General features: G+C 40.5%; 13 protein-coding genes. All 13 read left to right on the top strand.

Features of this window, described 5'->3' with window-relative positions; translation table 11 throughout:
• The first annotated feature begins 17 nt into the window (after positions 1-17).
• The 13 genes from rplU (at position 18) to EO111_RS00695 (ending at position 13,870) form a co-directional block, all read left to right on the top strand.
• The gene (rplU, locus tag EO111_RS00755; RefSeq protein WP_009352881.1) at positions 18-329 is read left to right on the top strand and encodes a 50S ribosomal protein L21; all 312 of its coding nucleotides are present in this window, start codon (positions 18-20) and stop codon (positions 327-329) included.
• A 5-nt stretch (positions 330-334) separates the two neighbouring features.
• The gene (locus EO111_RS00750; protein ID WP_127010207.1) at positions 335-649 is read left to right on the top strand and encodes a ribosomal-processing cysteine protease Prp; all 315 of its coding nucleotides are present in this window, start codon (positions 335-337) and stop codon (positions 647-649) included.
• A gap of 12 nt (positions 650-661) precedes the next feature.
• Positions 662-949, top strand: a complete 288-nt coding sequence (gene rpmA, locus EO111_RS00745; RefSeq protein ID WP_009353004.1) for a 50S ribosomal protein L27 — start codon at positions 662-664, stop codon at positions 947-949.
• 296 nt (positions 950-1,245) lie between these two features.
• Complete coding sequence (gene hydG, locus EO111_RS00740) at positions 1,246-2,664, top strand: [FeFe] hydrogenase H-cluster radical SAM maturase HydG (protein ID WP_127010206.1); 1,419 nt, start codon at positions 1,246-1,248, stop codon at positions 2,662-2,664.
• An 82-nt stretch (positions 2,665-2,746) separates the two neighbouring features.
• The gene (guaA, locus tag EO111_RS00735) at positions 2,747-4,282 is read left to right on the top strand and encodes a glutamine-hydrolyzing GMP synthase (RefSeq protein WP_126940540.1); all 1,536 of its coding nucleotides are present in this window, start codon (positions 2,747-2,749) and stop codon (positions 4,280-4,282) included.
• A gap of 114 nt (positions 4,283-4,396) precedes the next feature.
• A complete protein-coding gene (locus EO111_RS00730) occupies positions 4,397-5,431 on the top strand; it encodes a rod shape-determining protein (RefSeq protein ID WP_127010205.1) in 1,035 nt (344 codons plus the stop codon).
• Positions 5,431-6,348: a rod shape-determining protein MreC gene (mreC, locus tag EO111_RS00725; protein WP_009352838.1), complete on the top strand. Its 918-nt coding sequence runs from the start codon at positions 5,431-5,433 to the stop codon at positions 6,346-6,348. Before EO111_RS00730 ends, mreC begins: the two co-directional genes overlap by 1 nt.
• Positions 6,345-6,836, top strand: coding sequence for a rod shape-determining protein MreD (gene mreD / locus EO111_RS00720; RefSeq protein WP_127010204.1), 492 nt, complete (start codon positions 6,345-6,347; stop codon positions 6,834-6,836). Before mreC ends, mreD begins: the two co-directional genes overlap by 4 nt.
• A 12-nt stretch (positions 6,837-6,848) precedes the next feature.
• Positions 6,849-8,747, top strand: coding sequence for a penicillin-binding protein 2 (mrdA, locus tag EO111_RS00715; RefSeq protein ID WP_127010203.1), 1,899 nt, complete (start codon positions 6,849-6,851; stop codon positions 8,745-8,747).
• Between the two features lie 9 nt (positions 8,748-8,756).
• Positions 8,757-9,860 (top strand): rod shape-determining protein RodA, encoded by a 1,104-nt coding sequence (rodA, locus tag EO111_RS00710; protein WP_127010202.1) that lies wholly within the window; start codon positions 8,757-8,759, stop codon positions 9,858-9,860.
• Between the two features lie 37 nt (positions 9,861-9,897).
• A complete protein-coding gene (locus tag EO111_RS00705; RefSeq protein ID WP_127010201.1) occupies positions 9,898-11,781 on the top strand; it encodes a TIGR03960 family B12-binding radical SAM protein in 1,884 nt (627 codons plus the stop codon).
• Positions 11,753-12,442, top strand: coding sequence for a TIGR03936 family radical SAM-associated protein (locus EO111_RS00700; RefSeq protein WP_127010332.1), 690 nt, complete (start codon positions 11,753-11,755; stop codon positions 12,440-12,442). The genes EO111_RS00705 and EO111_RS00700 overlap by 29 nt, the downstream gene beginning before the upstream one ends.
• A gap of 9 nt (positions 12,443-12,451) precedes the next feature.
• Positions 12,452-13,870, top strand: coding sequence for an Rne/Rng family ribonuclease (locus EO111_RS00695; protein WP_127010200.1), 1,419 nt, complete (start codon positions 12,452-12,454; stop codon positions 13,868-13,870).
• The last annotated feature ends 65 nt before the right edge of the window (positions 13,871-13,935 follow it).

Below are 13,935 nucleotides of genomic sequence, written 5' to 3'. Positions count from 1 at the left end.
TACAAGGAGGTGTCATAATGTACGCAATTATTAAAACTGGTGGTAAACAATATCGCGTTTCCGAAGGCGATGTAATCACTATTGAAAAATTGGATGTAGCAGCTGAAGGAACTGTTTCTTTTGACGAAGTTGTAACTGTAGTTAAAGACGGTGATGTTAAAGTTGGTACACCACTTGTGGACGGTGCAAAAGTTACTGGTACAGTACTTGAACATGGTAAAGCGAAAAAGATCTTGGTTTTCAAATACAAAGCGAAATCCAACTATCGTCGTCGTCAAGGCCATCGCCAACCATTCACTAAAGTTCGCATCGAAAAAATCGAGGCGTAAGTATCATGACTCACATTGATGTGAAACGTAATCGATTTGGGCAAATCATAGAATGTCATTTTCGAGGACATGCTGAAGCAGGTCCCTACGGAGAAGATATTGTATGTGCCGCTATATCCATGCTTTCACAGACATCGATCTTAGGTCTTCATGAGGTAGCTAAGCAATCCATGGAGTACCAAATAGAAGACGGTGAGTTACATATCCTACTTTCAGAACCTGTTACTGAAAGAGGACAAACTATATTAGAAACGATGCTTCTTGGTATCAAGAATGTGGCGGATCAATATAGTGATTTTGTTAGAGTGAGTGAACAATAGGAGGTGAACTACATGTTATTCAATATCCAATTACAACTATTCGCATCTAAAAAAGGTGCTTCCAGTACAAAAAATGGTCGTGATTCCGAGTCCAAACGTCTTGGAGTTAAATGCCATGACGGTTCTACTGTAAAAAGTGGTAACATCCTAGTTCGTCAACGTGGTACACATTTCCATCCAGGCGCTAACGTAGGTATCGGCAAAGATGATACTTTGTTTGCATTGGTTCCTGGCCGTGTAGCATTTGAACGTGCTGGTCGTTATAACCGTAAAGTTTCTGTATACCCTGTAGAAGCTTAATCATAACACATATGAAAGGTCACTAGATAGTAATATCTGGTGGCTTTTTTTGTTTGCATGAGGCAGTAAACTTTCAAAATGAACAAATGAATAGATGTATATTTCTGTTTATGCATACATAGTATTAATATTTGCTTTCATAATGTACACTAATTTTATATACATCAATTCATAAGTGGAGTATAATAAAAGAAAGGCTATATCTAATAAAATCGGTATAGTGCTTATGTTAGGATAAAGCCTAGAAAGATGTAGGCTATCATAGATCTACTAAGTCAGTAGAAAAGGAGTTTACTATGTATGATGTACGCTCTTCCAAGGCGGAAGAATTTATTAATCATGAAGAGATTCTAGCCACTTTACAATATGCAGAAGAAAATAAGGAAAACCGTCCTTTATTGGATGCTATATTAGAAAAGGCAAAAACTCGTGTAGGATTAAACCACCGTGAGGCGATGGTACTGTTAGAATGTCCTTTGCCAGAATATAAGGAAAAATTATTTGCTTTAGCAAAAGAGATTAAACAAGCGATTTATGGCAATCGTATTGTATTATTTGCTCCTTTGTATTTATCAAACTATTGCATCAATGGTTGTGTCTACTGCCCATACCATGCAAAAAATAAAACCATTACTCGCAAAAAATTAAACCAAGATCAAGTCCGTGAAGAAGTGATGGCCTTAGAAGCCATGGGGCATAAACGGATTGTTATTGAATCTGGCGAACATCCATTGGAAAATCCATTAGAATATATTTTGGAATGTATCGAAACAATTTACTCTATTAAAAAAGATAATGGAGAAATTCGTCGTGTCAATGTCAATATTGCGGCGTGTGAAGTAGAAGATTATCGAAAATTACATGAGGCAGGTATTGGTACGTACACATTGTTCCAAGAAACATATAATAAAGAAAACTATGAAGCCCTTCATCCAACAGGCCCTAAGAGCGATTATGCATACCATACAACGGCTATGGATCGCGCTATGGAAGCAGGTATTGATGACGTGGGCATTGGCGTCCTTTATGGATTGGAACACTATAAATATGACTTCGTAGGCTTGTTGATGCATGCAGAACATTTAGAAGCGAAGTTTGGGGTAGGTCCGCATACTATCAGTGTGCCTCGAATTTGTCCAGCTGATGATATCGATGTAGATGATTTCAGTAATGCTGTACCAGACGATATTTTTGAAAAAATCGTAGCTTTGATTCGTGTGTCTGCACCGTATGCAGGTATGATTATGTCTACTCGTGAAAGTCAAGCTATGCGTGAACGTGGTTTAGCCTTAGGTATCTCGCAAATTTCTGGAGGGTCTCGTACATCTGTCGGTGGCTATGTAGAAGAAGAACCAGAAGAAGAAAATTCTGCTCAATTTGATACGAGTGACCGCCGTTCCTTGGATGAAATTGTGGAATGGTTATTGCAATTAGGATATGTACCAAGTTTCTGTACGGCTTGCTACCGTGAAGGACGTACAGGTGACCGCTTTATGGCACTGGCTAAGAGTGGACAAATTTCCAACTGCTGTCAACCGAATGCGTTGATGACATTGAAAGAGTATTTACTAGACTATGCAGATGAGGAAACAAAAGCTGTTGGTGCGGCTGTTATCGACGTGCAATTAGACTCCATTAAAAATGATCTAGTGAAAGAAAAATCCAAAGCTTATATTGCGCAAATGGAAGAGGGAGAACGTGACTTCCGATTCTAGTCAAAACTTAGTGCATAGGGTATAATATTTAATATATAGTGTTTATATTGAAGTTATAAACAGAAGATTGTGGGAGGACAGAATGGAACAAAAAGAGATGGTTGTTGTCGTTGACTTTGGTGGTCAATATAACCAACTGATCGCGCGTCGTGTACGTGAAAATAATGTGTATTGTGAGGTATATCCATACAATAAAGCATTAGAAAAAATTAAAGAATTACAGCCAAAAGGTATCATCTTCACAGGTGGTCCTGCTAGCGTATACGAAGACAGTGCTCCCAAAATGGAAGCGGAAGTATTTGAACTTGGCATTCCAGTATTGGGTATGTGCTATGGTATGCAATTTATGGCACATACATTAGGTGGTCATGTAACGTCTGCGGAAACACGTGAATTTGGTAAAACTCCAACTCATGTGGACGTGTCCTCACCATTATTTAAAGGACTTTCAGAAGAAGAAATCGTATGGATGAGCCATGTGGATTATGTGGCAAAAGTGCCAGAAGGTTTCAAAATCGTGGCACATACAAAAGATTGCCCTGTAGCAGCTATGCAAAACGAAGAGCGTCGTTTATATGCTATGCAATACCATGCAGAAGTGTTGCATACAGAACATGGTAAAGAAATGTTGCACAACTTCTTGTATGAAGTATGTGGATGCACAGGCCAATGGACGATGGCAAACTATGCAAAAACTGCTATTGAAGAGATTCGCAATACAGTAGGTGATGGCAAAGTATTATTGGCATTATCTGGTGGTGTGGATAGCTCCGTAGCAGCGGCGTTAATCTCCAAAGCTGTAGGGGACCAATTAACTTGTATCTTCGTTGACCATGGTTTGATGCGTAAAAACGAAGGTGACGAAGTAGAAGCGGCGTTCAAAGATTCTGGTATGCACTTCATTCGTGTGGATGCAGAAGAACGTTTCTTAACAAAATTAGCAGGTCTTGAAGATCCAGAAGCGAAACGTAAAGCTATTGGTGAAGAATTTATCCGTGTCTTCGAAGATGAAGGTCGTAAAATTGGTTCCGTTGATTACTTAGCACAAGGTACGATCTACCCAGATGTAATCGAGTCTGGCACTGGCGAAGCAGAAGTCATTAAATCTCATCACAATGTAGGTGGGTTGCCTGCAGTAGTAGATTTCAAAGGCTTAATCGAACCACTTCGCAACTTGTTCAAAGACGAAGTTCGTCAATTAGGTGCTGAACTTGGTTTGGCAGATTACCTAGTATGGCGTCAACCATTCCCAGGACCAGGTCTTGCGATTCGTGTCATGGGTGAAGTGACAAAAGATAAACTAGATGTATTGCGTGATGCGGATTACATCTTCCGCGATGAAATTGCAAAAGCTGGTTTAGATCGTTCTATTAACCAATACTTTGCTGTGTTAACAAGCACACGCACAGTAGGTGTTATGGGTGACTTCCGTACCTATGATTACACATTGGCATTGCGCGGTGTAACTACAACTGACTTTATGACAGCTGATTGGGCGCGTATCCCTTACGATGTATTGGATACTATCTCCCGCCGCATCGTGAACGAAGTAAATCACATTAACCGTATCGTGTACGATATTACAAGTAAACCACCAGCTACTATTGAGTGGGAATAAAGTAAATAGACTGAAAGCCAGTAGAACTTAGGAACTGCTGGCTTTTTTATTTATAATCTCCTTAAAGTATGTTACAATTAATAGAATACGGAATTCTTTATAAGGAGAGATTCGATGAAATTATTTTCTTCATTAGGAAGAGATTTAGGAATAGATATTGGGACCTTTCATACGCATATTTTTGTGGAAGGTCGAGGGGTGGTTGTATCAGAACCATCCATCGTGGCAACGGATGCAAAGCAAGAGAATATCGTCACCGTTGGGGAAGATGCACAACGCTTGTTATTGCGTAATCCAGAAACATTAGCCCCTATGAGTCCTCTGAAAGAGGGCTTTATTGTGGACTATCGTATTGTGTTGTCCATGTTAAAGTATTTTATGAACAAAGCGTCCAAGGCGGTTCGTAGATCTCGTGTCGTCATGGCAGTACCTTGTGGGATTACCGATGTAGAGCGAAGAGCGATGACAGATGCTATTATTCAGGCGGGAGCTCGGGAAGCTCATTTGCTGGAAAGTCCAGTAGCAGCAGCGATTGGTGCAGGGCTTCCTATCTTTGAGGCCCGTGGTAGTATGGCTGTCGATATTGGCGGTAGTACTACGGATGTAGCTATTTTATCCATGGGTGGTAAAGTAGCGAGCCGCACATCACGGATTGGTGGTAATGAATTAAACGAAGCCATTTACCATTATATACGTAATGAGTTTTCTATTATGGTATCCGATGAAACAGTGGAAGACATTAAGCAAACTCTTGGTTGTGCGATCGCTCCATCTATCGAAGGGGAATACACTATCGTAGGTCGTCACTCTGAAACGGGACTCACCAAACGCTGTATGATTCGTAAAAGTGAAGTCTATGAAATTTTGCGACAACCTATTGCAGATATGGTGGCTGTTATACGCAGTATTTTGGAAAAAACACCACCTGAATTAGTGGCAGATATTATGGAAAGTGGCATGCTCCTTACGGGAGGTACGTCCTTACTTGAAGGGTTAGACCGCCACATCCAAGAGGAGCTAGGCATTCCTGTACGCATTGCAGATACGCCCGGCGATACGGTGGCACTTGGTTTAGGAAGAGCTGCCGCAGATGTGCAACGTTTAGAACGATTGTTAGTGGCAAGTAAATTACGAAAGGGGCGATCTTAATGCAACAATCTGAACGCAAATGGTTGACTATGATCGTCATTCTTTGTACTGTACTAGGTGTTTTTGGATATGTGTGGAAACAAAGAACACAAGTTCCAGTGGTAACAGTAACTCTAGAAAATTTGATGGCCCCATTTACCTATGGAGCTAGTCGTTTCTTAGAAGGAATACATACGGGGATAGCGATTATTGATGATGGTATTCTACGTGTGAAAGATATGTCTGATATAGAGGAACGCAATGCAGAATTAGAGCAAAAGCAAGTGGCCTATGACGAATTGGTGGCAGAGAATATTCGTTTACGCCAATTGTTACAATTTAAAGGAGAACAACCTCAATTTGCTTTATTAGCAGCCTCTGTAGTGACTCGTGATAGAGGGGCTTGGACGGATACATTCACTATTAGTAGAGGCCGTGCAGATGGGGTAGAGCCAAATATGGCAGTCATTGCTCCCCGCGGGGTCGTAGGCTTTGTGTCAGATGTATATGAACATTCTGCACGGGTACAAAGTATATTAGATCCAAGATCTGCTACTGGTGTTATCGTGCAACGACCAGAATCTAGAATTGCATCTATACTGAAAGGGAATGGGAATCGCCCTATGGAGCCACAAATGGTGAACATTGCCTTAAATGGTGATGTGCTAAAAGGCGATACAATTGTAACTTCAGGGTTTGGAGGTATGTATCCAAAGGGATTATTATTAGGTCATGTGAAAGATATTGTGACTGATGAAGAAGGTTTTGTGAAACATGCAATCATTGAGCCTACGGTAGACTTTCAAAGTTTAGAAGAAGTATTCGTCATTACCAAATCCTTTACAGCGCGACCAGAAACGCCAAAATTAGAGCCAAAATTGATTCCTCGCACGCAACGAGATCAAGTAGAAGGTGCTAAAGGGACGGTGCAACAATGAAGCGATTTGCCTGGACATTGATGTTAGTAGGTGTGATTATTATCCAATCTTTAGTCGTACCTAGATGGTTTCCCTACTCTTGGGCACCTCATTTGTTGCTAGATATTGCTTTAGTCGTTACTATACTGAAAGGACGTTCCTCTGGACTGCTATTAGCTGTTGTAGGGGGTATTGTCCAGGATGTGATGATTGGTAATTATTTTGGATTACATGTGGTATCCTATGCCGCAGTGAGTTATGCCTTAGGGTCTATACATTTGACTATTTATGAAGAACAATGGTATGCCAGTGCTGGGTGGATTGGAATAGGAGCGGCGTTAGTGATGCTAGTGCAAATAGGCTTATTGTGGATTGTGCAGGAGCCTATTATATTGACCACCTATATTTGGAATCATGGCATTCCTTCGATAGGTATTGATGCCTTAGTGGGAATCTTAGTGCACAAACTAGTATGGCGCTGGGAAGAAAAAGATGAATACATGTGGTAGAAAGGAGAGGCTATGTTAAAAGCACTATATAAAAAGAAAAAAACTACACGCTTTGATGTGTTGTTAACTATAGTCATCCTCGTTTTTGCTGTTTTATTAGGACGTGTATTTTACTTACAAGCTATTGAAGGTGATTATTACCGTGGAAAAGCAGAGGGGAACCGGTTACGTATCTTATCTATGACGGCTACTAGAGGGTTGATGTATGATCGAAATGGTCAAATTATCGTCGGCTCACGACCTGCTTATATGGTATCTATGTTGCCAACTGGAAAACAGGCAGATCCAAAAGTGTTAGAACAATTGGCTGCTTATTTGCAAGTGCCAATGAAAACCTTAGCAGATAAAATAGAAGCTCATAAAGGTGGTTATGAACCAATTAGATTAGCTAGTGATGTAACCTTAGATAAGGTCACAAAAATTGAAGAACATCGTCACGAATTACCAGGTATTACAGTAGATGTAGAACCACTTCGCTATTACCCTCATGATACGATGGCATCTCAACTATTGGGCTATGTAGGAGAAGTGAGCGAAGAAGAATTGGCAAAAGTAAAGCAAGCAGAATTAGAAGGCACAAATTCTGGAGGCCCTATTGGAGCGGGTACGATTTTAGGAAGATCGGGCCTTGAGAAAATGTATGACTCTGTCTTGCGTGGTGTTGATGGTGGTCGTCAAGTAGAGGTAGATGCCAGCGGACGACCTGTTGAAGAAGTAGGGCGTAAACATACAGTACCAGGGCGAAATATTCATTTAACAATTGATTTGAATTTGCAAAAAGTGGCTGAAAAAGCTGTGTATGATCAATTAGCTACTCTTAGGTCACAAGGTATTCCTGCAAAGGGTGCTGCCGTTGTGGCCCTAGATCCTAATACAGGAGCTGTATTGGCGATGGTTAGTGCCCCAGGATTTAATCCGAATTGGTTTGCCAAAGGGATTACCACAGAACAATGGAACCAACTCAATACTGATGCGAATCATCCTTTTGAAAATAAAGTAGTTACTGGTGAATATCCACCAGGATCTCCTTTTAAAATTATTACTGGCGCAGCTGCATTAGAATTGAAAAAAGTAACTCCTAATGAAATGATTTACGATAGTGGTAAACACTGGTTAATTGATAAGCGAAATGCAGAGGGAGAAGCCTTGGGCTGGCTTGACTTTAATAAAGCCTTAGCCAAATCTGATAATGTGTATTTCTATGAAATGGGTAATCGCTTAGGTATAGAAAATATTGATAAATATGCTAAAATCTTTGGATTAGGAGAAAAGACAGGTATTAAGCTCTATGATGAGGGTCGTGGTAACTTAGCTAGTCCAGAATATAAGAGGAAAGTATTTAATCAAGATTGGTATTTAGGGGAAACTTTTGATGCTGCTATAGGTCAGTCTTTTACCTTAGTCACGCCTATACAGATGGCAGTGGTTATGTCTGAAATTGCCAATGGAGGGATTCGTTACCAACCGTATGTGGTGAGCCGCATTGATAATGCAGATGGAACGCCAGAAGAAATCTTTGGACCTAAGAAGCTAGGCGTTTTACAAGTGTCTAAAGCAGTTATGGATATTGTTCGTAATGGTCTTAGAGATGTAACGTTGGAAGGTGGTACAGCAGGGGAAATTTTTAAAGGATTATCCCTAGCAGTAGCTGGTAAAACAGGAACTGCAGAGAATGCTACTGGTACTGACCACGGTTGGTTCGTCGCCTATGCACCTTATGACAAACCCCGTATTGTTGTGGTAGCTCTTGTGGAGCAAGGTGGCTTTGGATCTAGCTCAGCCGGCTCTATTGTACGTCCGATTTTAGAAGAATATTTTCATATTCCTAAACCGGTTGTTGCACCAGTGAACGGGAAAAAAGGTGATTCCAAAACGGGCACATCTTCTATAAAAGAGCAAAAAGTAGACTAGGAGTATACTATGTGGCAGAGAATTATACGAGAATGGGATTGGATTTTGATGCTGTCTACGATTAGCCTTATCATCATAGGATGCATTGTGATTGGTAGTGCTACGCATGTGAATCGCGAAGGTTTACAACTAACGGGACTGGTATCAAAGCAATTACTATTTTTTGGATTAAATATCATAGCCATTGTAGGTCTACAATGGCTAGATTATGAGCGTTTGCGTCCCTATGCTAAATGGATTTATGCAGCTACCATCCTCATGTTATTGGCTGTTATGATCGTGGGTACATCAGCACTGGGTGCGCAGCGCTGGATTCAGATTGGTCCGATTACTATCCAACCATCAGAGTTTACAAAACTGATGATGATCATTAGCCTTGCCAATATGTTGGAAAGTCGGGTAGAAAAATTAAATTCCTTTAGAGAACTGTTACCAGTATTCTTGTTTTTAGGAATTCCAGCACTACTAGTATTTAAGCAACCTGACTTAGGAACATCCTTAGTGTATGTGGCTATTTTGGCAGGCATGCTTTTTGTTAGTGGTATTCGAATGCGATTAGTGCAGATTATGGTAGGTACCATGGTGGCATTAGCTCCGCTAAGTTGGTTTGTTTTGCAAGAGTATCAAAAACAACGGATTATGGTATTTTTAAATCCCAATGTAGACCCATTTGGAGCCGGATATCATATTATCCAATCTAAAATTGCAATCGGTTCAGGTTTGCTATTTGGAAAAGGCCTTTTTGAAGGAACCCAAAGCCAGCTGAACTTTTTACCAGAAAACCATACAGATTTTATTTTCTCCGTGGTCGGAGAAGAATTGGGTCTTCTTGGGTGTTGTGTGGTCTTAGGATTATTGTTAGTGGTTGTATATCGTAGCTTTTTAATTGCCAAACGATCAGTAGATCCCTTTGGTATGCTAATTGCTACAGGTATTGGGTCTATGTTTTTGTTTGAAGTCTTAGTCAATGTAGGTATGACGACAGGTATTATGCCAGTAACAGGAATCCCATTGCCTTTCATCAGTTATGGTGTTAGTGCTTTGACCACCAATTTATTGAGTATAGGTTTATTATTGAATATAGTAATGCGTCAGAAAAAACGCATGTTTTAATTGTTAGAAATGAGGCTTATGCCTCTAGTGAGGTTGTATGATTCACTTAGATCCATCATGGTTACAACATGTGGAAAAACCGGCTCGCTATACCGGAGGGGAATGGAATAGCATTGTAAAAGACCACAGTACAGTGGATGTGACAATGGCCTTGGCATTTCCTGATGTATATGAAGTAAGTATGAGCCACTTAGGAATAAAAATTTTATATGGTTTGTTAAATGAACGTCAAGATGTGGTGGCTGAGCGTGTCTTTGCGCCTTGGCACGACATGGAAAAGGAAATGCGAGACCGTAAGATTCCTTTATTTTCTTTGGAAACCAAAACGCCAATTCGCGAATTTGATCTATTGGGATTTACATTGCAATATGAAATGAGCTATACCAACATCTTGAATATGCTGGATATGGCAGAGATCCCTTTCTATAGCAAAGATCGAGATATGTCTTTCCCATTGCTATTAGCAGGGGGACCTTGTGTATATAATATTGAGCCTATTGCAGATTTTTTTGACATCGTGTCTATCGGTGAATCGGAAGAATGGCTTGTGGAATTTGTAGAACTATTTAAAACAGAAAAAGCGAAAGGTTTTCCAGGCGGTAAAGGGGCATTCTTGCGCAAAGCAGCCTTAATTGAAGGGACCTATGTACCTGCTTTATATGAGCCAGAATACACAGAGGACGGTCATTTTAAAGGGTTAAAAATTTTGGCAGAGGAAGCGCCGGCAGTTGTAAAAAAACGTATCGTAGAAGATGTAGAACACTCCTATTATCCGACAGCACCTATTGTGCCATATTTAGACGTAGTCCATGATCGGGCTGTATTAGAATTATTCCGTGGTTGTTTGCGAGGCTGTCGTTTCTGCCAAGCTGGTATGTTATATCGTCCTGTTCGTGAAAGAACGCCGGAACGGTTATTACAAATGGCAAAGGATATTATCGCCAATACCGGATATAATGAAATTTCTTTAATGTCTCTAAGTTCTGCAGATTATTCTAAATTGCCAGAATTAGTAGATATGCTGATGGAAGAATTTAAAGATAAACAAGTCAGTGTTAGTCTACCATCTTTGCGTATTGACGCATTTTCTATTGATATTGCAAAAAAAGTGCAGCAAGTGCGTAAAAGTGGCTTAACCTTTGCTCCAGAAGCAGGCTCTCAGCGTATGCGTGATGTGATTAACAAAGGTGTTAGTGAAGAAGATTTGATGGCAGCTTGTGAAAATGCTTTCAAATCTGGTTGGAACACAGTGAAATTATACTTTATGATGGGCTTACCGACGGAAACCGATGAAGACGTAGCAGGCATTGCTGACTTAGCTTATAAAGTATTAGATTTGCACCGAGATATTACATGCAAACGCAATGGCAAGGTGACAGTGAGTTGTTCTTTCTTCGTACCGAAAACACACTCCCCTTACCAATGGTATGGTCAACAAGATGTAGAGGAAATTCATCGTAAACAGAGATATTTAAAATCTCTTATCAACAATCGGAATATTTCCTATCATTATCATGATGGACATACAGGGTATTTAGAGGCTATCTTTGCTCGTGGAGATAGACGATTAGCGCCATCCGTCATAGAGGCATGGAAGCATGGCTGTAAATTTGATGGCTGGACAGAGTATTTTAAATACGATACCTGGATGCAGGCTTTCAAAGACACGAATATTGATCCAGATTATTATGCTCGCCGTGACCGTAGCTTTGAAGAGGCATTGCCTTGGGAACATATTGATGACACCGTAAGTAAAGCCTTTTTACAACGTGAATGGGAGCGTGCTGTAGAAGGCACGTTGACGTGGGATTGCCGTCGTAAGCCATGTAATGGCTGTAATGCTTGTCCAGAGCTAGGCACACCAATTATTGATTATAAGGAGGGTGGACGTGTTGAGAAAGTTACGTTTGGCCTTACATAAGGGAGAAGAACTTCGCTTTTTATCCCATTTAGATTATGCCTCCGCCATAGAGCGTATGATTCGTCGTAGTGGGATTAAAATGGCTTATTCTGAGGGATTTAATCCACATATGAAGATTAGTTTTTCCTCTGCCCTTGCCTTGGGTATTACGGCTAGTGCTGAATATTGTGATATGGATGTCTTAGAAGAAGGGTCATTAGAAGAATTGATGAGCCGACTTTCACAATCAGCGCCAAAAGGCTTAGAAGTGTTGGATGGACGATTCATGCCGGATAAAGTGAAAAAAATGATGGCCATATGCAATTATGCTGTCTATGAGGTGACAGGCCCGGCTGTAGAACACGCAAATTGGGAACAGTTGCTGGAACCTTTTAATAGTGCAAATGAAGTATTATATGAAAAAGTAACACCGAAGAAAACAAGAATGATTGATGTGAAACATTTCATTAAAGAACCCTTGGTAGCAAAGGTAGACGGAGACATGGTAACAATTCGTATGGCTATTGGCGTATATCCAGAAGGGACTATGAAGCCAGGGGATATGTGGAAATTGGGTAAAGAGCAATACGGTTGGCCCGTAACAGATAGTTATTCTATTCACCGTGAAGCGATTTTGATTGAAACGGATGGGGCTTGTATTACGCCTCTAGAAGTGGAATAAGGAGAGACTATGAATCGATTATATGCCAATGTGATGAAAGAGGAAACCCGTCTTGCCATTGTGGATGAGACAGGGGATTTACAACAAATTATATATGAACGACCACAGCTATCGAATCGCGTAAATCATATGTATAAAGGGGTAGTGAAAAATGTTCTACCTGGCATGAGTGCAGCTTTCCTCGACATTGGCATCGGGCAAAATGTGTACCTAAACCTACAAGAACAAGGGAAACAGAAAAAAGTACATGTAGGGGAAGTCTTATTAGTTCAAGTTGTGAAGGACGCCATGCTGGGAAAAAGCGCTCGTGTCACTACTGATGTTAGTTTGGCTGGTCACTATATGGTATTATTGCCACAAGATCAACAGATTCATATTTCTAAAAAGATTACAGACCCAGAGTTGCGTCAGTCTTTGAAAGATATGGCGCAACCTTATTTAGAGCGAGGTGTAGGATTTATTTTGCGCACCGCAGCTATGGGTGCTAGTGAAGAAGAAATTGCTCGTGATATGGCCTATTTACATCAGACTTGGGAACACTTGCAAAAGCGCTATAAGGTAGCACAGAATGGAACGGAAATCTATGGAGACGCCAACCTATGGTATCGTGTGATCCGAGACTATGTAGGACCTACGGTAGGTTCTATTATGGTGGATGATGCAGCTGCTTATGAAGAGTTGCAACAATTATTAGGTGCAGGACGGTTTGGTAAGCCTGTAGAAGTCAGCTTTTGGAATCAGAAGGAAGATATTTTTAAAACGCATGGTATTGAAGAACAGATTGATGCTCTTTTAAATCATCGTATTGATCTACCCTCTGGTGGTTCCTTACAGATTGATCAAACAGAGGCACTCACTGTGATTGATGTAAACTCTGCTCATTACAGTGGTAAGAATGAACAAGTGGGACAGGTGGCAAAACGTGTGAATCAAGAAGCGGCCCATATGATTGCCAGACAATTGCGATTGCGAAATCTTGGGGGAATCATCATTTGCGATTTTATAGATATGCCTAAACAGGATATGGAAGAACTAGTACAGTTGATGAACCACTTAGTGAAAAAGGATCCTATTAAAACCGTCGTATGTGGTATTACTTCCTTAGGTTTGTTGGAGTTGACACGGAAACGGGAGCGCCAAAGTATTCCATCTATCCTCTTTGATACTTGTTCCAGTTGTGGTGGTACTGGACATGTACTAAAAGGAGAAACTGTGTATTTGCAAATCTTACGACGTCTGCGGGAATTGTATCGATTTGGTCGATTAAAAACGGATGTATCCATTGTGGTGCATCCAGATGTGGGGCAATTCTTTACAAAACAAGTATTGGAATCGTTACGTGCAGAGTTGCAAAGAACTATACAGATTGAAAATGATACCACAATGGGATTAGAAGCCTATTCCCTATTAGCCTTATGTGATGTATAATAATAAAATTAGTACTAAAAACAATTACAGTTCTCTATATGAAATGTAATGTTTTTAAGAAAAAG

The sequence above is a fragment of the Veillonella sp. CHU594 genome (assembly GCF_003992265.1).
Classification (GTDB): Bacteria; Bacillota; Negativicutes; order Veillonellales; family Veillonellaceae; genus F0422.
This window is presented reverse-complemented; position numbering and strand designations above follow the sequence as displayed.